Source organism: Aeromonas sp. 600948 (assembly GCF_049174875.1).
GTDB classification, from domain to species: domain Bacteria; phylum Pseudomonadota; class Gammaproteobacteria; order Enterobacterales; family Aeromonadaceae; genus Aeromonas; species Aeromonas veronii_A.
The window spans coordinates 101,213-123,005 of record NZ_JAAKTY010000003.1 but is presented as its reverse complement, the minus strand read 5'-3'; the positions used below and the strand labels follow the sequence as shown (position 1 = coordinate 123,005).

18 protein-coding genes and 1 tRNA gene are annotated in these 21,793 nt (G+C 59.8%); 9 read left to right on the top strand and 10 right to left on the bottom strand.

Going from position 1 to position 21,793, the window contains the following annotated elements; genetic code table 11:
• Positions 1-3: 3 nt before the first annotated feature.
• Together G5182_RS03705 and G5182_RS03700 are read right to left on the bottom strand one after the other, a co-directional pair.
• Positions 4-3,153 (bottom strand): efflux RND transporter permease subunit, encoded by a 3,150-nt coding sequence (locus G5182_RS03705; RefSeq protein ID WP_227340936.1) that lies wholly within the window; start codon positions 3,151-3,153, stop codon positions 4-6.
• Between the two features lie 17 nt (positions 3,154-3,170).
• Positions 3,171-4,364: an efflux RND transporter periplasmic adaptor subunit gene (locus tag G5182_RS03700; protein ID WP_139742794.1), complete on the bottom strand. Its 1,194-nt coding sequence runs from the start codon at positions 4,362-4,364 to the stop codon at positions 3,171-3,173.
• A gap of 140 nt (positions 4,365-4,504) precedes the next feature.
• Here G5182_RS03700 and G5182_RS03695 point away from each other — a divergent pair, with 140 nt between their 5' ends.
• The 5 genes from G5182_RS03695 (at position 4,505) to G5182_RS03675 (ending at position 8,288) form a co-directional block, all read left to right on the top strand.
• A complete protein-coding gene (locus G5182_RS03695) occupies positions 4,505-5,143 on the top strand; it encodes a TetR family transcriptional regulator (protein ID WP_227340937.1) in 639 nt (212 codons plus the stop codon).
• A gap of 109 nt (positions 5,144-5,252) precedes the next feature.
• Positions 5,253-5,804 carry a hypothetical protein gene (locus G5182_RS03690; RefSeq protein ID WP_227340938.1) on the top strand — a complete coding sequence of 184 codons (552 nt, stop codon included), beginning with the start codon at positions 5,253-5,255 and terminating at the stop codon, positions 5,802-5,804.
• 192 nt (positions 5,805-5,996) lie between these two features.
• Entirely contained in the window at positions 5,997-7,178 is a 1,182-nt protein-coding gene (locus G5182_RS03685; protein ID WP_227340939.1) for a dicarboxylate/amino acid:cation symporter, read from the top strand.
• A 223-nt stretch (positions 7,179-7,401) separates the two neighbouring features.
• Positions 7,402-7,716: a DUF134 domain-containing protein gene (locus tag G5182_RS03680; protein ID WP_005338107.1), complete on the top strand. Its 315-nt coding sequence runs from the start codon at positions 7,402-7,404 to the stop codon at positions 7,714-7,716.
• On the top strand, positions 7,713-8,288 hold the full coding sequence (locus G5182_RS03675; protein ID WP_227340940.1) for a NifB/NifX family molybdenum-iron cluster-binding protein: 576 nt from the start codon (positions 7,713-7,715) through the stop codon (positions 8,286-8,288). Before G5182_RS03680 ends, G5182_RS03675 begins: the two co-directional genes overlap by 4 nt.
• Before the next feature lie 402 nt (positions 8,289-8,690).
• Here G5182_RS03675 and G5182_RS03670 read toward each other — a convergent pair whose 3' ends face one another.
• On the bottom strand, positions 8,691-9,815 hold the full coding sequence (locus tag G5182_RS03670; protein WP_227340941.1) for an HD domain-containing phosphohydrolase: 1,125 nt from the start codon (positions 9,813-9,815) through the stop codon (positions 8,691-8,693).
• A gap of 293 nt (positions 9,816-10,108) precedes the next feature.
• Between G5182_RS03670 and rimO the strand changes: the two genes are divergently transcribed.
• Positions 10,109-11,437 carry a 30S ribosomal protein S12 methylthiotransferase RimO gene (gene rimO, locus G5182_RS03665; protein WP_421252153.1) on the top strand — a complete coding sequence of 443 codons (1,329 nt, stop codon included), beginning with the start codon at positions 10,109-10,111 and terminating at the stop codon, positions 11,435-11,437.
• Positions 11,438-11,600: 163 nt separating this feature from the next.
• The gene (locus G5182_RS03660) at positions 11,601-12,278 is read left to right on the top strand and encodes a Crp/Fnr family transcriptional regulator (RefSeq protein ID WP_216951704.1); all 678 of its coding nucleotides are present in this window, start codon (positions 11,601-11,603) and stop codon (positions 12,276-12,278) included.
• Between the two features lie 97 nt (positions 12,279-12,375).
• Here G5182_RS03660 and tsgA read toward each other — a convergent pair whose 3' ends face one another.
• From tsgA to G5182_RS03640, 4 genes are all read right to left on the bottom strand, one after another.
• Positions 12,376-13,539 carry an MFS transporter TsgA gene (gene tsgA, locus G5182_RS03655; protein ID WP_227340955.1) on the bottom strand — a complete coding sequence of 388 codons (1,164 nt, stop codon included), beginning with the start codon at positions 13,537-13,539 and terminating at the stop codon, positions 12,376-12,378.
• A 53-nt stretch (positions 13,540-13,592) separates the two neighbouring features.
• Positions 13,593-14,294, bottom strand: coding sequence for a purine-nucleoside phosphorylase (gene deoD / locus G5182_RS03650; protein ID WP_005303072.1), 702 nt, complete (start codon positions 14,292-14,294; stop codon positions 13,593-13,595).
• Positions 14,295-14,612: 318 nt separating this feature from the next.
• On the bottom strand, positions 14,613-15,194 hold the full coding sequence (locus G5182_RS03645) for a DUF1349 domain-containing protein (RefSeq protein WP_337072706.1): 582 nt from the start codon (positions 15,192-15,194) through the stop codon (positions 14,613-14,615).
• 365 nt (positions 15,195-15,559) lie between these two features.
• Positions 15,560-15,649: transfer RNA gene (locus G5182_RS03640), tRNA-Ser, on the bottom strand.
• A gap of 391 nt (positions 15,650-16,040) precedes the next feature.
• On the opposite strand from G5182_RS03640, the gene G5182_RS03635 reads away from it, so the two are divergent.
• Both G5182_RS03635 and G5182_RS03630 read left to right on the top strand, forming a co-directional pair.
• Complete coding sequence (locus G5182_RS03635; protein ID WP_216979181.1) at positions 16,041-16,997, top strand: L,D-transpeptidase family protein; 957 nt, start codon at positions 16,041-16,043, stop codon at positions 16,995-16,997.
• A 39-nt stretch (positions 16,998-17,036) separates the two neighbouring features.
• On the top strand, positions 17,037-18,026 hold the full coding sequence (locus G5182_RS03630; RefSeq protein ID WP_323913161.1) for a DUF481 domain-containing protein: 990 nt from the start codon (positions 17,037-17,039) through the stop codon (positions 18,024-18,026).
• A 66-nt stretch (positions 18,027-18,092) separates the two neighbouring features.
• Here the strand turns inward: G5182_RS03630 and G5182_RS03625 are convergent, their stop codons facing one another.
• From G5182_RS03625 to rlmF, 3 genes are all read right to left on the bottom strand, one after another.
• Positions 18,093-19,508: an SLC13 family permease gene (locus G5182_RS03625; RefSeq protein WP_421254198.1), complete on the bottom strand. Its 1,416-nt coding sequence runs from the start codon at positions 19,506-19,508 to the stop codon at positions 18,093-18,095.
• Positions 19,509-19,752: 244 nt separating this feature from the next.
• Entirely contained in the window at positions 19,753-20,478 is a 726-nt protein-coding gene (locus G5182_RS03620) for a MaoC family dehydratase (protein WP_204483864.1), read from the bottom strand.
• Between the two features lie 245 nt (positions 20,479-20,723).
• A complete protein-coding gene (gene rlmF, locus G5182_RS03615; RefSeq protein ID WP_421172009.1) occupies positions 20,724-21,695 on the bottom strand; it encodes a 23S rRNA (adenine(1618)-N(6))-methyltransferase RlmF in 972 nt (323 codons plus the stop codon).
• Positions 21,696-21,793 lie beyond the last annotated feature (98 nt).

Below are 21,793 nucleotides of genomic sequence, written 5' to 3'. Positions count from 1 at the left end.
TGCTCAGTCACCTTTTGACTCAACTGCTGCAACCATGCGCGCCTCTTTACTCTTGTGGCTAGTGAAGTAACGCATCACCAGCACGAAGAAGAGCGGGACGAAGAAGATGGCCAGCACGGTGGCGCTGATCATCCCCCCCATCACGCCGGTACCGATGGCGTTACGGCTGCTGGCGCCCGCGCCGGAGCTGATCACCAGCGGCAGCACCCCGAGGATAAAGGCAAGCGAGGTCATCAGGATCGGACGCAGACGCAGACGTGCAGCCTCCACCACCGCCTCACCCAAGCCCATCCCCTTGTCGTAGAGCTCTTTGGCAAATTCCACGATCAAAATCGCGTTTTTCGCCGACAAGCCTATGGTGGTGAGCAGACCGACCTGGAAGTAGACGTCGTTCTCCAGCCCGCGCAGGGTGGCAGCCACAATGGCCCCCAGTACCCCGAGCGGCACCACCAGCATCACCGAGAACGGAATGCTCCAGCTCTCGTAGAGGGCCGCCAGACAGAGGAACACCACCAACAAGGAGATGGCGTAGAGCGCAGGCGCCTGTGAACCGGCCTGCCGCTCCTGGAAGGAGAGCCCGGTCCACTCGATGCCCACCCCTTCCGGCAGCTGTTTCACCATCTGTTCGATGGCGGCCATCGCATCACCGGTACTCTTGCCGGGCGCCGCCTCACCGACGATCTCCATCGCCGGCACGCCGTTGTAACGCTCCAGACGCGGCGAGCCGAAGCTCCACTCGGTACTGGCAAAAGCGGAGAAGGGCACCATCTGACCGGCACTGTTGCGCACATGCCAGAGTTTCAGATCTTCCGGGTTCATCCGGAAGGGGGCATCCGCCTGCATATAGACCTTCTTGATCCGGCCACGGTCAACGAAGTCATTGACGTAGGACGAGCCCCAAGCGGTGGCCAGGGTGTTGTTGATATCCGCGATGGAGAGCCCCTGCGCCAGCGCCTTCTCGTAATCGATCTTGATATCGAGCTGCGGCGTATCTTCCATCCCGTTCGGACGCACTCGCACCAGGGTGGGATCCTGCGCCGCCATGCCGAGCAGCTGGTTACGCGCCGCCATCAGCTTGTCGTGACCGATACCGCCGCGATCCTGCAGGAAGAAGTCAAAACCGGTCGCCGTACCCAGCTCCGGGATCGGAGGTAGGTTAAAGGCGAACACCTGCGCCTCCTTGATGCTGAACAGATAGCCCATGGCACGACCGATAATGGCATTGGCGCTGCGATCCGGGCTCTTGCGCTCGCTCCAGTCCTTGAGCTTGATAAAGGCCATACCCGCGTTCTGGCCACTACCGGCGAAACTGAAGCCGGATACGGTCAATACGGAGTCAACGTTATCCTTCTCGTTTTTCAGGAAGTAGTCGCGCATGTCCGCCAGCACAACCTCGGTGCGCTGCTTGGTCGCGCCCACCGGCAGTTGCACCATGGACATGATGACCCCCTGATCCTCTTCCGGCAGGAAGGAGGTAGGCATCCGCAGAAAGAGCACTGCTAGTACCGCCAGCATGGCGCCGTAGATCAGGCTGTAGCGCACGCCCTGCTTGATCACCTTGCGCACACCGCTCTGATAGCGGTTGGTACCGGCATCAAAGGCGCGGTTGAACCAGCCAAAGAAGCCTCGCTTGGCACCAAACTCGCCATGTTTCATCGGCTTGAGCAGGGTGGCACAGAGGGCCGGTGTCAGGATCAACGCCACCAGCACCGACAGCACCATGGCCGAGACGATGGTCAATGAGAACTGGCGATAGATGGCACCGGTCGAGCCGCCGAAGAAGGCCATCGGCACGAACACGGCGGAGAGCACCAGGGCGATCCCCACCAGCGCGCCGGTGATCTGGGTCATCGACTTGCGGGTCGCTTCCAGCGGGGAGAGATCCTCCTCGCTCATCAGCCGCTCCACGTTCTCTACCACCACGATGGCGTCATCCACCAGCAGGCCGATGGCCAGCACCATACCGAACATGGTGAGGGTGTTGATGGAGAAACCGAACGCCGCCATCACCCCGAAGGTACCGAGCAGCACCACAGGCACCGCGATGGTCGGGATCAGGGTGGCGCGGAAGTTCTGCAGGAACAGATACATGACGCAGAACACCAGGAAGATCGCCTCGATCAGGGTCTGCACCACCTCCTCGATGGAGATCTTCACAAACGGCGTAGTGTCGTAGGGGTAGACGATCTCCATGTTGGCCGGGAAGTAATCCGACAACTCATTGAGCTTGGCACGCACCTTCTCGGCGGTATCCAGCGCATTGGCGCCGGTCGCCAGCTTGATGGCAACCGCGGCGGTAGACTGGCCGTTGTAGAGCGCATCGGCATCATAGCTTTCGCCTGCCAGCTCGACCCGGGCCACATCTTTCAGCCGTACCTTGGAGCCATCCTGATTCACCCGCAGCAGGATGTCGTTGAACTGCTCCACGGTAGAGAGACGGGTCTGCCCCATGATGGTGGCGGTGAACTGCTGATCTTCCACCGACGGGGTACCACCCAGCTTGCCGAACGCTACCTGGGCGTTCTGCGCCTTGATGGCCGCCTGCACATCCCCCGGGGTCATCTGCACCCGGTTGAGTTTGTTGGGATCGAGCCACACCCGCATCGAGTACTGGCTGCCGAACAAGGTGATATCCCCTACCCCGTCCAGACGACTCAGAGGCTCCTTGATGTTGGAGACCACATAGTCCGCCAGATCGTCATTGTTCATCGAGCCATCGCTGGAGATGAAGGCCGCGACCATCAGGAAGCTGCTGGAGGTCTTCTGTACCCGGATCCCCTGCTGCTGAACTTCTTGCGGCAGCAGCGACATCGCTTGCTGCAGCTTGTTCTGCACCTGCACCTGGGCAATATCGGGATCGGTCCCCGGCTGGAAGGTGAGGGTCACCGACACCCGCCCCGCGGAGTCAGACTGAGAGGACATGTAGAGCAGGTGATCCAGCCCAGTCATATTCTGTTCGATGATCTGGGTCACCGAGTCTTCCACCGTTTTGGCGGATGCGCCCGGATAGCTGGCAGAAATACCGACAGCGGGCGGCGCAATGCTCGGATACTGGGCGACCGGCAGTTTGATGATGGCCAGGCTGCCCGCCAGCATGATCACCAGTGCGATCACCCAGGCAAAAATGGGTCTGTCTATAAAAAATCGAGCCATGAAGCGACTACTCCATCCTACTTGTTGGCCGGGGGGTTGGACGCAGCTTGAGTAGACGGTGCATCAGCACCCTGCTCGGCGGGATTGACCACGGCGCCCGGTCGTACTTTCTGCAAGCCAGCCACGATCACCCGCTCGCCGGAGGTGAGCCCTGACTCCACCACCCAGTTGCTGCCGACGACCCGGCTCAGCTGCACGTTGCGCAGCTCCACCTTGTTGTCAGCGGTTACCACCATCACGGTGGCGCCACCATTGGGGGTGCGAGTCACCGCAGTTTGCGGCACCAGCAGCCCTTGCGCCCGCTCACCCTCTTGCAGGGTGGCGCGCATAAACATGCCGGGCAGCAGCAGTTGGTGAGGGTTGGGCACAATCACCCGCAGGGTCACCATGCCGGAGGTCTCATCCACGGTCACATCGGAGAACTGCAGCGAGCCCTCTTCGCCATAGGTACTGCCATCTTCCAGCTGGAAGGTCACCTTGGCTCCCTTCTGCTCGTCCTGGGTCAGCTTACCCTCGGCGACCAGTCGCTTGAGGCGCAGCAGATCGGCAGTGGACTGACGCACATCCACATACATGGGATCGAGCTGCTGAATGGCGGTCAGGCTGTCAGCCTGCTGGGCAGTCACCAGCGCCCCCTCGGTCACCGCGGATTTACCGATGCGGCCGCTGATGGGGGCTGTGATGCGGGTGTAACCGAGATTGATCTCGGCAGTACGCAAAGCCGCCTTACTCGCCATGATCTCCGCCTTGGCCTGCTTCCAGCTGGCGTCGGCATCGTCATAGTCCTGACGGCTGATGGATTTGACCTTGAGCAGCTCCTGATAGCGCTGCGCCTTGAGGCGGGCACTCTGCTCGTTGGCCTCGGCCTTGGCCAGATTGGCCTTGGCGCTGGCAACCGCCGCCTGATAGACAGCCGGGTCGATCTGATAGAGCAGATCGCCCGCCTTCACATCGCTTCCCTCGGTAAAGAGGCGCTTGAGGATGATGCCGCTCACCTGCGGACGCACTTCGGCCACCCGCAACGGGGCGCTGCGGCCGGTCAACTCGGTGGTCAACATCAGCGGACCGCTCTGCAGGGTCACCACATTGACCGCCGCGGGGGGCATGCCGCCCTGTCCCTGGGGTGCGCCCCCCTTGTCACCACAACCTGCCAGCAAGCCTGTAGCCAGCAAGGCAAGACCAACTGAACGAGCAAGAATATGTTTATGCATGAAACACCTGAGCCTTTGCCTGTCAATGAACAATCAGGGCCGCATGGGCCCTGTTGGTAAATATTCGAAAGATGAGGCAATATACATACATTCATAAATGTATGTAAGTGACTTTTTACTTGCATGAGGCACAAATTTCGATGGCCAGACGAACCAAAGAAGAGGCGCAGCAAACCCGCTGCCACATCATGAGCACGGCGCTGGATCTGTTCTGCTCCCAGGGCCTGGCCAAGACCAGCCTGACTGACATCGCCAAGGCGGCAGACCTGACCCGCGGAGCCATCTATTGGCACTTCAAGAACAAGGATGAACTCTTCATTTCGCTCTGGCAGGAGCTCTGCAGCCCCCTCGCCCACCAGCTCGATGCCTGCCTCAACCCAGATGAGCCGGATCCGCTGGGGCAACTGCGCCTCTTCTTCGAAGGGGTACTCCACAGCTTCATTCACAATCCGGCCCAGCGGCAGATGTTCACCATACTGTTCAATCTCGAATCGCTGGAGGGGGAGGCAATCTCACTGCGCGAACATATCCGCAGCGAGTCAGCCAACTTTTTCCGGGACCTGGAGACCACCCTGGCCAATGCGGTACGGCGGGGCCAACTGCCCGCCAACCTCAACCTGCAGCGCGCAGCCACCCTGCTCCACTGCACCCTGGATGGTTACATCATCAACTGGCTCCACTTTCCGGAGCGGATCGACCTGCAGAGCGAATCAGCCTTCCTGATAGAGAGCATGTTTACCATGCTGGCCCACCCCCACGTACCTGCCTGCGGCCGCTAACAGGCTCCGGCAACTCCCACATATCCCCGCAAACCGGAGCCTGACAGCCCGCTTTGGCAGTCAGGTCCCGATTTGTTACCCTGTGCGCCCCCTGCTTGAGGTAACCCCTGTGCCACACTCTGACGCCATCCCCGCTTCCCGGCCCTTCAACGACCAGCATGCCCGCGCTCGGGCTGCCTTTGTGGCGAGCCTCAAACCCGGCGCTCACCTGCTCAATGGTCAGTGCGGTATGGGGGAGGATCTCTGCTGGCTGCGTGCGGAAGGATATGTGGTCACCGCCTGTGAAGTGTTACTGGCCGACGCCAAAGTTGCCTCGCAGCAATCCGGGCAAGCAGTGCGAGTCTGCTCGCTGGCGAAGATGCACTCGGTGCTCCCTTACGATGGCATCTGGCTGAGCCGCCCGCTTGATAGCGACGTGGCCACCCTTGTTCCCCAGTTGCAACAGCTGGCGACCCTGCTCAAAGCGGGTGCTCCGCTCTGCTTCCCCCTGCCGCCAAGCGGCAAGATAAGTCACGCTCAGCTACAGCAACTGGTCACCACATCCGGGATAGCACTGCAACTGGCGCCGATGGAAGCCGCCTCGACCAACACGCCATCATGCACAGGTCAACACGCCAGCCAGTACGTCATGATGCTGCGTGGCGATCATCAGGCCACCTAACGGGCTAATTCATCACGGATTTTCCAGTTCAACGCCAAGCCGGCTGCTAGTCGGCGATCTTGGCTATCGACAATATTTAACTCGGCATTAACGCATAAAAGGCAGACATAACACGGCTTACGTGTTAAAAAGTTCGATTAATATCGAACTTTAATAACAAAACAGACAATACAACCAACTCCGGATTTCCTTATGAAACTTGTCCTGAAACTCATTGCTGGCATCCTTGCCGGTCTCTTGCTCGGTCTCTACGCCCCTGAGTGGGTGGCGCGCGTGCTGTTTACGGCCAAGACAGTGATAGGTCAGCTGATCACCTTCACCATTCCGCTCATCATTCTGTTCTTCATCATGAGCGGCATCGCCAGCCTGCCGAAAAACTCCGGCAAGCTGCTGGGCAAAACCGTGGCCCTCTCCTACTGCTCTACCATTCTGGCGGGGCTGTTCGCCTTTACCGTGGCGAGCCACCTGATCCCGCAGTTCACCACCGCCGCCGAGCCCACCACGGCCACGGCCATCAAGCTCGCTTCCTACGTCAATCTCGAGATCCCGCCGCTGTTTGGCGTGATGTCGGCACTGGCTGCCGCCTTCGTGTTCGGCATCGGCATCAGCGCCACCCAGGCCACCGATCTGCGCCGGGTCGCCGATCAGGGTCGTGACATCATCGACCGCCTGCTGGCCAAGGTGATCATTCCGCTGCTGCCGTTCTATATCGCGGGCGTCTTTGTCGAAATGACGGTAGAAGGCACCGTATTCGCTACCCTGAAGACCTTCGGCGTGGTGCTGGTGATGGCGATCCTGATGCACTGGATCTGGCTCTCCGTACTGTTCGTTGGTACCGGTCTGGCCCTTGGCCGCTCACCGGCCCAGCTCATCAAGAACATGCTGCCCGCCTACTTCACCGCGCTGGGGACCATGTCGAGCGCCGCCACTATTCCGGTCGCCCTGCAATCGAGCAAGAACAACGGCGTGAGCGACGGTATCGCCAACTTCACCGTACCGCTGTGCGCCACCATTCACCTCTGTGGCTCCACCATTACCCTGGTCACCTGTGCCACCGCGGTGATGTTCCTCTCCGAGCATCTGGCCATTCCGGGCATCGAGACCATGCTCCCCTTCATCATGATGCTGGGGGTGATCATGATCGCCGCTCCAGGCGCCCCGGGTGGTGGCGTGATGTCGGCGCTGGGCCTGCTCACCTCCATGCTCGGTTTCGGTGAAGCCTCCATCGCCCTGATGATCGCCCTCTATCTGGCGCAAGACAGCTTCGGCACCGCCTGCAACGTCACCGGTGACGGCGTGATTGCCCTGTGGGCGGATCGCTTCGCCAACGGTAGCGAGAGCCCAGCTCCAGTGGCCGAGGCCGAACAGGCATAAGCTCGCCGGGATAGCCCGACCATCCTCTGCAAAACCGCAGGCCCGAACCATGTTCGGGCCTGCGTCGTTTCTTCCCCCTTCACTGCTTTTGTACGTATTCCGCCTCCCCCTCTTTACCCCCCTCTGCCGTGAACAGCACTGGCGCTACCCTCTGCATCAGACAAAATTATTGGCATATGCTACATATGAGCGTATAAATGGCTTATGCCAATTAGGAGCCACCATGCCAAGACCCAAGATTGCCCGCCAGATCTGTGGCCGCCCCGCCAACAGCTGCTTCAAACCCAACGGCCGCCCCATGCATCAGCTGGAACAGGTCACGCTGGCCCCTGACGAGTTCGAGGCACTGCGCCTCGTCGACCTTCAAGGAATGCAACAGCAGGAGGCCGCCCTGGTGATGGGGGTTTCCCGCCAGACCCTGGCCAATATCCTGAAAAAAGGGCGCTACAAGGTGGTGGAGTGTCTGAGTCTGGGCAAGGCATTGATGATGCAACCCGCCGAGCCCGACCACCCAACCAGTGGAGAAGAGCCGACATGAATGCTGTCACAACCATGACCACCACCCTCTGCAACAGCGCCCTGATGCTGAGTCAGGGGTTGCTGGCTGGCCACTTTACCCGTGCCGAGCAGCTGCAAATTCTTAACCCCGAAGGGAACGTTATCGCCACCCTGCCCAATCCGGCCGCCGCCGAAGGCTGCCACGGCAAGCAAGCGCTGCTCGACGCCCTCGCCCATCATCAGGTGGGTCAGGTGGTGGTGCGCAATATCGGCGAGCGAATGCTGGGGCGCCTGCTGGCGGTCAATATCCGGGTGCTGCAGTGTCGCTCTGCCCGCCTGCCGCTGCCCGCGCTGCTAGCCCCCACCAATTTGCAACCTCTTACCGAGGCAAGTCAGGGCCGTCCGTCTCGTCGTCATCAGAGCAAGGCGACTATCCATGCCATCCAGCCCGTCGGCGCAGGCCACCCCCATTGTCACGGTGGTTGCAACAGTGGCTCCGATCACTGTTGCGCCAGTAGTGGCAATCAGGCAGAGAGCTCACGACAAGGCCATACTTGTTGCCACGGCAGTGAAGGCGCCAACCAGCAGGGCGGTTGCTGCCATCATCACTGATGCCATCGCCGTGCATGTCATCACCATCAGGGAGAAGAGATCATGTCCATCTAGTTGTTGAGCCTGCTCGCCTCGTTCGTACTGATCCTGGCCATGGGCACCATCATCTGGTGGCGCCAATACCAGCTTGCCCAGAAGCGGGAAGATAGCGGGAAGATAAAGAGGTGCGCCCCTGTGGCTGCTCCAGCGCCTGCGCGGATCACCTCTACCAGATCAGCGAGCCGACGCCCAAAAAGTAACCTGATCGCAAACGCCATAGCCGCAGTTACAAGGTCGACAAAATAAGTGCGCATGGAATAGAAAGGCGCATAAAAGAGAGGGGGCACCTGCTGGTGCCCCCTCTCTATTTATTCCTCGTCATGCTTGATCCGCCGTATTGCCCCTTAAGCTCATCACACACGCTCAACCCGGCTCTGCGCCACTGGCCGCCACACCGGATGAACTGGCGGGATCCTGATACTGCTGATAGATGGCATAAAACTCGGCCTTGTTGTGCAGGGCCGCAGCGACACAGGCGGGATCAAACTGGCTGCCGGCATGCTCCTCCAGATAGGCAAACGCCGTCTCGAACGGCCAGGCCTGCTTGTAGGGGCGCTCGCTGGTCAGGGCATCAAAAACATCAGCCACCGTCACGATACGCGCCGCCAGCGGGATCGCCTCCCCCGCCAGGCCCAGCGGATAACCGGTGCCATCAAAACGCTCATGATGGCCTGCGATGATGTTGGTCAGCATATCGGTGTGGTGAATGCCATCGAGGCCAAACTCATTGATCATCAGGCTGATCATCTCTCGCCCCTTGCTGGTGTGAACCTTCATGATCTCGAACTCTTCCGGGGTCAGCTTGCCCGGCTTGAGTAAAATGGCATCCGGCACCGCGATCTTGCCGATGTCGTGCAGCTCGGAGAAGAGGTAGACAAACTCCACCTCCTCGTCGCTCAGCCCGCAAGTCGGGGCCAGCGTCTTGGCGATCAGTCGGGAGTAGGCCGACATCCGATGCAGATGGTTGGCGGTCTCCTCATCCCGATAGCGACTGAACTCACGTGCCGTGGTCAGCGCGCCGCCGAGGGTCTGAATAGAGAAGAACTCCACCGCAATGATGGCGGACAACATCTGGGCATAGGCCGACAGCTCGCTTTGGATCGACTCATCGAAATAGCCCGGCTCCATGGCATCGCAAAACAGAAAACCAAACAGCTTGCTGTTGAACAACAGCGGCTCGGTATAGCTGGAGGCATAGCCCGCCTCCAGCAGCTTGCGGCTGTGTTCCGACGCGGAACCACGCAGGGCATCGAGATTGCCAAGCACCCGGGGGTGCTTGTGCTCCGCCAGATAGCGCAAGGATGGAACATCGCTCAGCTTCACCTCATACTGCACCAGCGGCGAGGGCCCCTCGGTGCTGTGGGCGAAGGTCTTGAGCTGATCGGTATGGGGATCGTAAATCGCAATGGCCACCCGACTCAGCTTGTCAAAACGCTCGCGCAGCGTAGCGTGCAGATTCTGCATTCTTTCGCCAAATGAACTTTCCATTGCCTTCTCCACCGGATCACCATGATGGGAGTATAGGGGTACCCGTGACAGGGTTCCCAGCCACAGACCGCGAAATTGACTAATAAGTCAGCAATGCATATTACCAGTCACAAACCTGTGCAGCAGGGACTGCGCGCCAGTCAGGGCTCCACCATCAGCCGCTATTCGCACGGCCCAATCCTGCCCACTCGGAGATATTGTTCAGTTCTGCCATGCTGGCTGTATAGTTTTTGGTTAACCATTCCGGTAAAATCCGCGCCCTTAAAGAAGAGCCACCTAAGAGTGATTGAGCGATGTCCAACACAAAACAGGCCCCCAAAGTAGGATTCGTCTCCTTGGGTTGCCCCAAAAACCTGGTCGATTCAGAACGCATCCTGACCCAGCTGCGTACCGAAGGGTACGATGTGGTGCCCAGCTATGACGATGCCGAGCTGGTCGTCGTCAACACCTGCGGCTTTATCGACAGCGCGGTGCAAGAGTCGCTGGAAGCGATCGGCGAAGCGCTGGCCGAGAACGGCAAGGTGATCGTCACCGGCTGCCTCGGCGCCAAAGAGAACCAGATCCGCGAGATCCACCCCAAGGTGCTCGAGATCACCGGCCCCCACGCCTATGAAGAGGTGCTGGGTCACGTCCACAAATATGTGGAGAAGCCGCAGCACAACCCCTTCACCAGTCTGGTTCCGGCCCACGGCGTCAAGCTGACCCCGCGCCACTACGCCTATCTGAAGATTTCCGAAGGCTGCAACCACCGCTGCACCTTCTGCATCATCCCCTCCATGCGCGGGGATTTGGTGAGCCGCCCCATCGGCGACGTGCTGGCCGAAGCCAAGCGTCTTAAAGAGGCCGGCGTGAAGGAGCTGCTGGTGATCTCCCAGGACACCTCCGCCTACGGCGTCGATGTGAAGCACCGCACCGGTTTCTACGACGGCATGCCGGTCAAGACCAGCATGGTCGCCCTGTGCGAAGAGCTGGCCAAGCTCGATATCTGGGTGCGACTGCACTACGTCTACCCCTACCCGCACGTGGATGACGTCATCCCGCTGATGCGTGATGGCAAGATCCTGCCCTACCTCGACATCCCGCTGCAGCACGCCAGCCCGCGCATCCTCAAACTGATGAAGCGCCCGGGTTCGGTCGAGCGCACCCTGGAGCGGATCCAGAAGTGGCGCGAGATCTGCCCGCAGATCACCCTGCGCTCCACCTTTATCGTCGGCTTCCCGGGCGAGACCGAGGAAGATTTCCAGATGCTGCTGGACTTTATCGACAAGGCGGAGCTGGATCGGGTCGGTTGCTTCAAATACAGCCCGGTCGAAGGGGCGCTGGCCAACAAGCTGCCGGATCCGGTACCGGAAGCGATTCAGGAAGAGCGCTTCCAGCGCTTTATGGAGCTGCAACAGCAGGTCTCCATCCGCAAGCTGGCCCGCAAAGTGGGTCAGGAGATGACCGTCATCATCGACGAAGTGGATGAAGAGGGTGCCACTGGCCGCTCCTTCGCCGATGCGCCGGAGATCGATGGTCTGGTCTACCTCAACGGCGAAACCGGCCTCAAGCCGGGCGACATGGTCAAGGTGCGGATCGACGAATCCGACGAGTATGACCTGTGGGCCACCCTGATTAGCTAACCCTTGCTGACCACAGCTCAATGAAAAAGCGCCTTCGGGCGCTTTTTTATGCTTCCAGATTGCACTTCTACACCAGTAAGCCCCACTTTGCGGTACAAAACTGGCATATCCGTATGCAAGGGTGTGTAATAGTCGTTTCTGTTTGGCGACGACTCGAAATCCCATGCAACTCAAACCCCTTCTCAAGGGACGCTTTCAGCCCCACTGGCAGGCCAGTCATGATCTTATCGTGCAGGTAGTGCAATCCTGCATCACGGAGCAGCATCTGATCCCCGAGGGGGAGCCCCTGATGCGTCAGGGGGAGCTATTGCGGGATCTGGTGCTGGTACCGGGCGGCCGCATCGCCATGGGCCACACCGCCATGAATGGCCGCCGCTTTCAGCTCGGCACCCTGGAGTGCGACAACCAGCTGTTTGGCGAGATGGAGTTCTTCACCGGCTACCGCTGCCAGCTCGACATCATCGCCGAGGAGCCGCTGGAAGTGGCCCGCATCGACGGCGAGCAGCTGGAGCAGGCGCTGGTCGCCCACCCCAAGGTGGCGCTCTTCTTTGCCACCGCCATTGCCATCGACTATCAGGACACGGTGGATATCTTCACCTGCCGCATGCTCTACCCCATCAGCTACAACATCGCCCTCGACCTCTATCACAGCCACTGCCACCACAACCCGGTGAGCGGCTTTCGCAAGGGGTATCAGGAGGCGGAACGCTTCGGCACGACCGACCGGGTCTACCGGCGGGCGGTGAAAGAGCTGATGGAGAAGGGTCTGGTGGAGCGCGGCGAAGAGGGATTGCAGATCCGTGATCTGGCGGGGCTCAAGGCCTTTCTGGAGCAGCCATAAGTCGCAGGCCTCAGTTGCCGACTGAGCAGCAACAAGCGGAACAGCAACAAAAAAGAGGGGCGGTTTATACCGCCCCTCTTGCTGTTTACTCCCCCGCTCAGGCGAGACAGGGCTGAGGCCGGGCCATGCGCAGCGAGGCTACCAGCATGGCGAGGATCACGGCGTAGATAAGCGGGATGGCGTACATCACCGCCTGCAAGCCGATCACCTGCTCGAACATGGCGCTGATGGCCGGGCTGAACATGGCCCCCGCGCTGCCGCTGATGAGGATGTAGGAGACGTTCTTGCTCGACGCCTGGCGCACAAACGACACCCCGTAGGCGATAAAGGCGTTGTAGAGCGCCGCGCAGACAAAGCCGTAACCATAGGTGAGGTATGGCAACTGGCTCAGGTTATCGGTGGTAACGATGAGCGCCGTCATCCCCATCGCCAGGGTGATGATCACCAGCAGGAAGGTTCGGATCGCAATGCGGGTCACGATGGCGGTGGAGACCAGTGCGCCGAGCAGGGCAGCCGTCCAGTATTGGGTGATGATATTGCCCGCCTCCTCGAAGGGGATGCCGAACTTGTTCTTCACGAACATGGGCGCCCAGGTGAGGAAGGTGTAGAGCGCCAGCATGCCGAGAAAGAGCCCCAACCCGCCGCTGATGATGCCGAGGTTCCACTCCGAGTGCTCGTTGCCTGCGCTCTCGCCACCCGCCTCGCAGCTGCGGAAGTTGGTCAGCACCGCCACCAGCATGGTCGCCAGCGCCACCACGCCCACCGCCAGATAGCTCCAGCTCCACGCCATGGCGTGAGTCAGGGTGTAGGTGGTGATAAGCGGGAAGACCACCCCGGCCACGTTGAAGGTGGCATCCTGCACCACCAGCATGGTGCTCTGCATCCGCGCCTGCCAGACGCTCACCACCAGCGTCCCTGCAATGCAGAGTCCCACCCCGCCACAAAGGCCGATCACCGTCATGGCAGCCATCACCACATAGAGCGAGCCGGTCAGATGGAGCGAAGCCGCCGCCAGCGCGATCAGGCCGTAGCAGAGCAGGGTCATCCGCTTGAGCCCCACCTTCTCGATAAGGAAGAAGGCGGCAATGGTGCCCGCCAGCGCCCCGCCGTTGAGCAGGGAGAAGATGGAGGCCACATGATTGACGTCGGCGCCGAACTTGGCGGCGATGGGGTCGATCAGCATGCCGAACTGGGTCGCAAAACCGGCCATCACAAAGTTGGCCAGGAAGCTGATGGCAGTGAGGGAGAGCTTATTGTTCATATTGGATCTCTCTTGGGGTCAGGGTGCGTGCAGGGGTGGGCGGACTGCGGCGCTTACAGCGCGGTGTGCAGCGCCAGCTCGATCATCTGGTTGAAGGAGAGTTGCCGCTCTTCTGCGGTAGTCTCTTCACCGGTCAGGCAGTGGTCGGAGACAGTCAGGATGGCGAGCGCCTCGATCCCCTGCTGATGGGCCAGCCCGTAGAGACCGGCCACCTCCATGTCGATGCCGAGCACGCCGAACTTCTCCAGCGCCGGAATGAGGTTTTCGTCCGGATCGTAATAGAGATCGCCGGTGAAAATATTGCCCACCTTGACCGGAATGGCCTTCTCCTGCGCCTTGGTAAACGCCTTGTGCAGCAGGGCGAAGTCGGCCGAGGTGGCCATCTGGTAACCGGCGCTGCGCTTGGCGTTGGTCGGGGAGTCGGTGCCCGCCGCCTGCGCCAGAATGACGTCACGCATCTGCACGTGGCGCTGGGTCGCCCCCAGACTGCCGATGCGGATGATGCGCTTGACGCCGAAGTCATTCACCAGCTCGTGGGCGTAGAGCACCATGGAGGGGATCCCCATGCCGTGGCCCATCACCGAGATGCGCTGGCCGTTGTAGTAGCCGGTGTAGCCCAGCATGTTGCGCACATTGGTCACCTCGCGCGCGTCGGTCAGAAAGGTCTCGGCGATATAGCGGGCCCGCAGCGGGTCTCCCGGCATGATGACGGTCTCGGCGAAATCGCCCGGGTTGGCATTGATATGAGCGGTCATTGTTGTTGTGCTCCAGTTTGACTCGTGTGGATGAGGGCATCCTAGCCCCCGCCCCCTCGCCCCTTGCAGGACAAAAGTCCTGTTGCCCCGATCGAGATCCCAGTTCCGGCAACTTGTTGTCGCTACATCGCATACCGCATGCTTTTCGACGTTGCTTGCCAAGGCTTGCCCATCACAGCCACCCGCCATTCCCGACCTACCGGCATAAAAAAGCGGGAGGGTAACGGCCCTCCCGCTCGATAGACCCTGCAACTGACGCTGCGGGCCGATGGCATTGTTCACTCTGCCGGTTGACACGCAATGCCAGCCATGGGCTGGCTAGCTCAAATCATGCAGTGCCTTGCCAAGGGGCGGCGTGAGGCGCAGATCCGAAAAACGCACCGCCAACCCCTGTCGCTCGGGGGTGCAGCACATCACTCCGATAAAGCAGCGCTCGCCAGGCGGGAACGGAGCGAGCCGCAGCAGTGGCCACACCTCGCCATCGGTGGAGTATTGCAGACGCAGACAATCGGCCAGCCGGGTCAGGCGCAGCCAGAAACGGCGCGGATTGCCGCTGAAAATACCGGTGGCCCAGTCAGATCGCAGATTGGTGAGCACGCTGCCGATCATCGGTTGGGCATCGTTGTACTCTATCCCCGCTTTGAGCCAGTGCGCCTCGTCTTGCAGCAACATCAACCCCGCCTGATCGTAGAGGGTGGTGAACTCCCCTTCGACACAGACCTGAAAGGTAAATTCACCCTCGACCTCACAGCCATAGAGATGCCCACTGTGGCGCTCGAAACCATACCAGGTGCTGCGCCAAAAATCGGTCTGCTTGTCCGTTACCACCAGCAAGCCGTCGCTTGTTTTGTGCCATTCGGCCGGTTCATTGAGCCAGCACCATTCAAGCCCTTCCCTCATCCTCTTTTGCTCCTGTTCTCGCCATGTTTCCCGTTGTCACCGGCCCATAACACTCGGGCGCGCTCATACTATCGCTGGCCATTCGGCCACGAGCCCCAGCTGCGAGCGGCCAGCCAAAGGGACTCCATTGTGTCGCCATCATGACTGGCGAGCAAGCCGTTGGGGCCAACCTTGCAACCGATAGGCGATCGGGCAAGTAAAAGGGGGCCCCTATTGCACGACGATAAGACATCTCGATATGGGCTCGAGTCGACTAACAGGTGGTCGATAGAGGGGACGCTTCAAGCCAGCCAACATCAGATGGCATATCAGGCATCACACGAAACGAAAAAGCCCAAGCAATCTAATTGCTTGGGCTTGGTATGTGGCGGAGAGACAGGGATTCGAACCCTGGGTGGCATTGCTGCCACAATTGATTTCGAGTCAATCCCGTTCGGCCACTCCGGCATCTCTCCGTGGGGAGAGAGTTTTACCCAAGCTGGGCCGAGGATGCAACATAAATTTCTTATATATCAAATGGCTGAATCAGCTATCTGAGAGCAGGCTCACAATGCTTCACGCACGGCCTGCGTTGCGAGGCCACTCTTGTATGGCTCTGTATCCACCCGCTCGCACACCCGGCCATTATCCACGTCGTGATATTCCCCCATTGCCATGAGGCGCCTCTTTTTCCTGCTTGGCACTCAAATTTATGGGTGATGCCGATTTTGGCTGGTTTCCTATGTATCCCCAAATCATTGCGGGTGCGCGGCAAGCTGGTAATCATGGGCTGATTGAGGAACAATCGCGCCATCCTGGCGGCTGTGTTGATGATGTTCCGCCCCGATTGAACTGATGGATCTCCTTATGCGATTGCCGAAACTCATACCCCTCTCCATAACGCCCGCCCTTTCCCTGCTGCTGGCAGCGATCCTGCTCTGCGCCACGCCGGCAGAGGCCAAACGCTACCCGCTGCCACCTGCCGGGAGTCGCCTAATCGGTGAGCTGGAGGATTACATCATCCAGCAGAATGAACATCTGGAGCTGGTTGGCAAAAATACACAAATTGGATTTTTGGCGCTGCTTGAAGCAAATCCGGGTGTAGACCCCTATTTACCCAAGCCGGGCACCCGCTTGACGCTGCCCACCCAGATGCTGCTGCCTGATGTGCCTCGCGAGGGGATCGTCATCAATCTGCCCGAACTGCGCCTCTACTACTTCCCCAAAGGGAAGAACGAGGTCATCGTGCTGCCCATCGGGATTGGCGATATCGGCCGCGAAACACCCGAGATGACCACCACCGTCATCGAGAAGAATCCCAACCCGACCTGGGTTCCCGGCCCCATGGTGCGCAAATCCTGGCTGGAGCAAAAAGGGATCACCCTGCCCGCCGTGGTGCCCCCCGGCCCGGAGAATCCCCTCGGCAAGTTCGCCATGCGCCTTGGCTATGGCAAGCGCGACTACCTGATCCACGGCACCAACAAGGATTTTGGCGTTGGCCTGCGGGTAAGTGCAGGCTGCATCCGGCTGCGACCTGACGATATTGAGGCCCTGTTCAAGATTGTGCCGATCGGCACGCCGGTGCGGGTCATCAATCAACCGGTCAAGGTCGCCATCGAACCGGATGGTAGGCGCTGGCTGGAGGTGCACTCCCCGCTCTCCCGCACCGAAGAGGAGCTTGAAAATGGCGCCCCGCTGGTGCTATCTCCGGCCATAGAGAGCTTTATCAGTGCACCTGACGTGATGCAGGATGAGGTGACGGCGGCGCTGGAGAGCAAAAATGGCCTGCCCCGCCCCATCAGCAGCCAACTTGTCAGTGGTTAAGTCACCAGCGCCCGAGTCGCACCGGAGTCACCTTACCTCATGAAATTCCTGCCCCTCCTGCTCCTGTTGGTCTGTCACTCCTTGTGGGCCAAGGACATTCTCTGGATGAACAATGGCGATCGTCTGACCGGCAACATCGAGGAGGTGACCGAACAGTCGGTGCGCATCGCCCTTCCCTACAGCGGCGCAGTCACCGTCCAGCGAGAGGCCATCAAACGCTGGCGTATCGATAAAGAGGACAAACCCAAGGCGACGGCAAAGGGTGGGCTCAAGCTGTTCGAGGATGACCAGGATGAACGCAACGCCTGGCTCTGGACCGGCAGCGGCGATCTCAATGTCAAACTCAAACAGAATGACAAGCAGACCAACAACGTCAACCTCAAGTGGAAAAGCGAGCTGGCCAATCTGGACTGGCGTTACAGCTTCTCCGGTGAATACACCTATGAGACCGCTGACAACGTCACCGACAGCCATGATTATCAGCTCAACCCTACGCTGGACTACTTCTTCAACCAGCAGTGGTTCTTGCGTACCTCACTCGATGCCGAATATGACATGCTGGATAAAGATCGCTATCTCTACATGGACTATGGCTCGGGGCCTGGCTATCGCTTTTGGAACGACAAGCGCCGCCGACTGGAGCTGATGGCCCAAGGGGGGCTAAGTCGGCTCTACTTCCGTGAAGATAGCAAGATCACCGGCGTTTTTCTGGGTGAACGGGTCATAGACTACCCCTTCGCTGGCCTGAACTGGGATTATCGCCAACCTTTCTCCCTCTGGCAGGAGAAAATGGAACTGTTCAGCCAGGGGCGCTATCTGAAATATCTGGCACAACCCTCCCCCTATGTCACCCGTAATCAGGACCTGAAAGGCAGCATAGGGTTGCGCTACTACTTCAATGACCATCTGCGCCTCTCCTGGTCGAGTGAGCTGAATTGGGAAGATGCTGACATCCTTGTCGACACAGGCAGCCCGGAACCCCGCGAGAGCGAATTAAGACACCTGCTCAGCCTTGGCGTCAGTTTCTAGCCCCGGATCCCCAACACGCAAAGAGGAGCCAATTCGGCTCCTCTTTGCTTTAGGCAGACAGGCTCGCTAGATCAGCCCCCAGGCGGCAATCTGGTAGATCCATACCATCGCCAGCAGGGTGCCGACCAACCCCATGATGACGCCGATGCGCACCATCTGGTTACTCTCCACCAGACCGGTGGCGTGGGCCAGCGCATTGGGCGGGGTACTGATGGGCAGCGACATCCCGAGCGAAACCGAAATGGTGACCGCCAGGATCAAGGTGTGGCTGCCGCCCCACTCGGCCAGCTCCGGCATGCTGACCGCCAGTGCCGCCACCAGTGGCAGCAACAGATTGGCGGTTGCGGTGTTGGACATGAAGTTGGCCATCACCACTGCCAGCAGACAGGCACCAATCAGCACCGCCAGCGTGGAGTATTCGTGGAACGGAATGTGGGTGATGAGCCGCTCGGCCAACCCGGAGTCCTCCAGCGCCAGCCCCAGCGCGATACCACCCGAGACCAGCCAGAGCACATCGAGGGAGATCTTGTGCAGATCGTCCTTGGTGATGATGCCGGTGGTCAGGAACACTGCCACCGGGATCATGGCGACCACGTAGGAGCTCATGCCGTGCAGATCCCCCAGCAGCCAGAGTACTATGGTGGTGATAAAGGTGAGGTAGACCACCCAGGCGCGGGGGGTCTGCATAAAGCGCCCCTCAATCTTGAGATCCATCCGCTTGAGGGAACTCGGGAAGAAGCGCCCCAGCAGGAACCAGCCAAGCAGCAACAGCAACACCACAAAGGGCACCGCAAATCCCATCCACTGACCGAACGAGATGGCATGCTCGCCGGTCAGGTATTTGAGGGCCACTGCGTTGGGCGGAGTACCGATGGGAGTGCCGATCCCGCCGAGGTTGGCCGCCAGCGGAATGGCCAGCACAAAGCCGACTTTGGCCGGGTCCTTGTCGGGAAATGCCGCCAGCACAGGGGTAAGGATGGCCAGCATCATGGCGGTGGTGGCGGTATTGCTCATAAACATGGAGAAGGTGGCGGTGATCAACATCAGCCCCAGCATGACGATCCGGGGATCCTGACCAAACGGGCGCAGCAACACCCGCGCCAGATTGACGTCCAGATGGTATTTGGTCGCCGCAATGGCGAGGAAAAAACCGCCGAGAAACAGCATGATGACCGGCGAGGCAAAGGTCGCCATCACCTCGGTGGACTTGAGCAGCTCACCAAACCCCGGTTCGGCCTTGTCGGCAGTCATGAACCAGAGCCCCTTGTCGGAGAGCAACAGCAGCTCCAGCACGATGATCAGCACCGAGGTGGCGAAGATAGGGATGGGCTCCAGGATCCAGCAGAGGGCGGCCAGCACGAAAATAGCCACGACCCGCTGCTCGATGACGGTGATCCCCTCCAGCGGGATCCAGTGGGTCGGGATCAGCAGGATGGCGAGGCTCAGCAGCAGTGGCAGAATAATCTTGTTATTGATGGGCACTATTGTCTCCAGGATCGGGAGTAAGAAGCCAATAGTGGCATAACATGCTATCGCCTCACGCGGCCAACTCGCCAAAATGAGAGCTGGCTAACTGCACGGCGCACCGTTTTGTGAGTCATATCAAGCTGGGGTCGGCGCGCGATGGCTGACGCCTCAGACCTTGCAACAAACAGGCAAAAAAACGGGCCCGCTGTTCGTTGCACACGACAGCGGGCCCGTTTCACCATTCATACCGATGAGGGGCTCAGAAGTAGATGCGGGTCACCGACTCGATGACGCAACCCGGGCGACGGATCCCTTCGATCTCCACCTTGATCTCTTTGAGCAGCTCCAGCCCACCCTTGATGGGGGTGACCCGGGCCAGCTTGGTGCGGGCGCGGATGTTGCTGTCCACCTTGATGGGGTACGGGAAACGTACCTGATCCAGCCCGAAGTTCACCACCATGCGGGCGGTCGGGAACTCGGGGGTGGCCTCATCGACCGAGCCGGTCAACTGCGGCAGCAGCGCCAGGGTCAGGAAGCCGTGGGCGATGGTGGTCTTGAAAGGCGACTCGGCGGCCGCGCGCTCCGGATCGGTGTGGATCCACTGATGATCCCCGGTCACGGCAGCAAACTGATCGATCATCTGCTGGCTGACGTGCAGCCACTCGCCCACATGGGTCTCTTCACCAATGCGAGCCTGCAGGGCGGCATAGAGCTCGGCAGCCTCGGCTCCCAGCTCCACAGCGGGTTCCTGAGCCACGGCAGGCTGACCGTTGGCCACCCGTGCCACGGTTGCTGCATCCTGTTGCTGCTCGCTCTGGGTCTCGGTTTGCAAGTCCAGTACACGACCCAGCAAAGGGTGAAGATGTGCCTTTTGCTGAAACTCACGCCAGTAGTCGCGGATCGCCGGTGAGAGCCAATCCTTGAGCTCAAAGGGGTGCTGCGCCAAAATTTCGCGCTTGCGCTTCAGAAAATCGACAACTTTCATGTTTCGATCCCTATGTGATTCATTGCCTGTAAAGAGGTCTAACCAGTCCTATTTTATTAAAGTTTCAGCTGTAAGTGCAAAAAAATCTCGGCGTACACCTGTACCAAGGCGGAAGTAACTACTTACACCATGTAAACCAGCACGATCTGCCAATGAGGAAATCGATTGCCAAAGATGCCGCCAGCAGGGGAAATTCGCGGGGCTCATCATGAAAAAAGGCCCTCATCGGGCCTTGTGGTGGGGACTCAGCGCGCGCTCGACCAGCCGCGACGCAATCCCTCTTCATCCAGAAAGGACCAGGCGAGGATCCGGCTCACCTTGTTGCCCTGCGCCATGTCGATCACCCGTACCTGACGCGCCCCCACCCGGCTCAACGCCTTTTTCGCCCCCGGCAGGTTCTCTTTTTTCGACACCAGCGAGCTGAACCAGAGGCACTGAGTGGCAAACTCCTTGCTCTGGGCAATCATGTTGGCCAGAAACGCCGCCTCGCCCCCTTCGCACCAGAGCTCGGCCTTCTGGCCGCCAAAATTAAGCACAGGAGCGCCTGTCACCTCCTTGCCCAGATTGCGCAGCTTGCGCTCCGTCCCCTTGCTCGCCTCTTCCAGCGACGCATGGAACGGCGGATTGCACAGCGTCAGGGCAAAGCGCTCCTTTGGCCCTATGATGCCGCGAAACACATGGTTGGGGTTTCCCTGCAGGCGACACTCAATCTGATTGCCGAGCCCGTTGCTCTTGGCCAGCAGGGTGGCCGCCTTGACCGAGACCGGATCGATATCCGATCCGACAAAACGCCAGCCATATTCGCGGCAGCCTAGCAGCGGATAGATGCAGTTTGCCCCCACCCCGATATCCAGCACTCTCACCCCCTTGCCGGTAGGGAGCTGGCCTGCGCTCTCGGCCAACAGATCGGCCGCCCAGTGCAGGTAGTCCACCCGTCCCGGGATAGGCGGGCAGAGGTAACCGGTAGGCAAGTCCCAGTGGGCAATCCCGTAGTGATGGGCCAGCAGGGCGCGATTGAGGGACTTCACTGCATCGGGATTGGCAAAATCGATGGTGCGGGTACCGTAGTCATTGATAAATATGTGGACGGCCAACTCGGGAGTTCGCAGGCAGAGCGCCTCAAAGTCGTAACCCGCCTCATGGCGATTACGGGAGTGAAGTCCGGATTTACGGTCGCCCGACTTGGGGCCACCAGCTGATGGGATGCGGGGTTTCATGCTGAGCCTGCCGAAGAAAACGGGCCCACACTATAGTGATTTGACTCGGGAAAGTCTAAACGAGGGCAATAAAAAACCGGGCTATCGAGCCCGGTTCA

Coding starts and splice junctions, on each gene's coding strand:
- G5182_RS03635 (WP_216979181.1), top strand. CDS start 16,041: ATGCGATTGCCGAAACTCATACCCCTCTCCATAACGCCCGCCCTTTCC.
- deoD (WP_005303072.1), bottom strand. CDS start 14,294: ATGACCGCTCATATCAATGCCAACCCGGGCGATTTCGCCGAGACCGTC.
- rimO (WP_421252153.1), top strand. CDS start 10,109: ATGTCCAACACAAAACAGGCCCCCAAAGTAGGATTCGTCTCCTTGGGT.
- G5182_RS03705 (WP_227340936.1), bottom strand. CDS start 3,153: ATGGCTCGATTTTTTATAGACAGACCCATTTTTGCCTGGGTGATCGCA.
- G5182_RS03670 (WP_227340941.1), bottom strand. CDS start 9,815: ATGGAAAGTTCATTTGGCGAAAGAATGCAGAATCTGCACGCTACGCTG.
- G5182_RS03700 (WP_139742794.1), bottom strand. CDS start 4,364: ATGCATAAACATATTCTTGCTCGTTCAGTTGGTCTTGCCTTGCTGGCT.
- G5182_RS03660 (WP_216951704.1), top strand. CDS start 11,601: ATGCAACTCAAACCCCTTCTCAAGGGACGCTTTCAGCCCCACTGGCAG.
- G5182_RS03675 (WP_227340940.1), top strand. CDS start 7,713: ATGAATGCTGTCACAACCATGACCACCACCCTCTGCAACAGCGCCCTG.
- G5182_RS03630 (WP_323913161.1), top strand. CDS start 17,037: ATGAAATTCCTGCCCCTCCTGCTCCTGTTGGTCTGTCACTCCTTGTGG.
- rlmF (WP_421172009.1), bottom strand. CDS start 21,695: ATGAAACCCCGCATCCCATCAGCTGGTGGCCCCAAGTCGGGCGACCGT.
- G5182_RS03680 (WP_005338107.1), top strand. CDS start 7,402: ATGCCAAGACCCAAGATTGCCCGCCAGATCTGTGGCCGCCCCGCCAAC.
- G5182_RS03695 (WP_227340937.1), top strand. CDS start 4,505: ATGGCCAGACGAACCAAAGAAGAGGCGCAGCAAACCCGCTGCCACATC.
- G5182_RS03620 (WP_204483864.1), bottom strand. CDS start 20,478: ATGAAAGTTGTCGATTTTCTGAAGCGCAAGCGCGAAATTTTGGCGCAG.
- G5182_RS03645 (WP_337072706.1), bottom strand. CDS start 15,194: ATGAGGGAAGGGCTTGAATGGTGCTGGCTCAATGAACCGGCCGAATGG.
- G5182_RS03685 (WP_227340939.1), top strand. CDS start 5,997: ATGAAACTTGTCCTGAAACTCATTGCTGGCATCCTTGCCGGTCTCTTG.
- tsgA (WP_227340955.1), bottom strand. CDS start 13,539: ATGAACAATAAGCTCTCCCTCACTGCCATCAGCTTCCTGGCCAACTTT.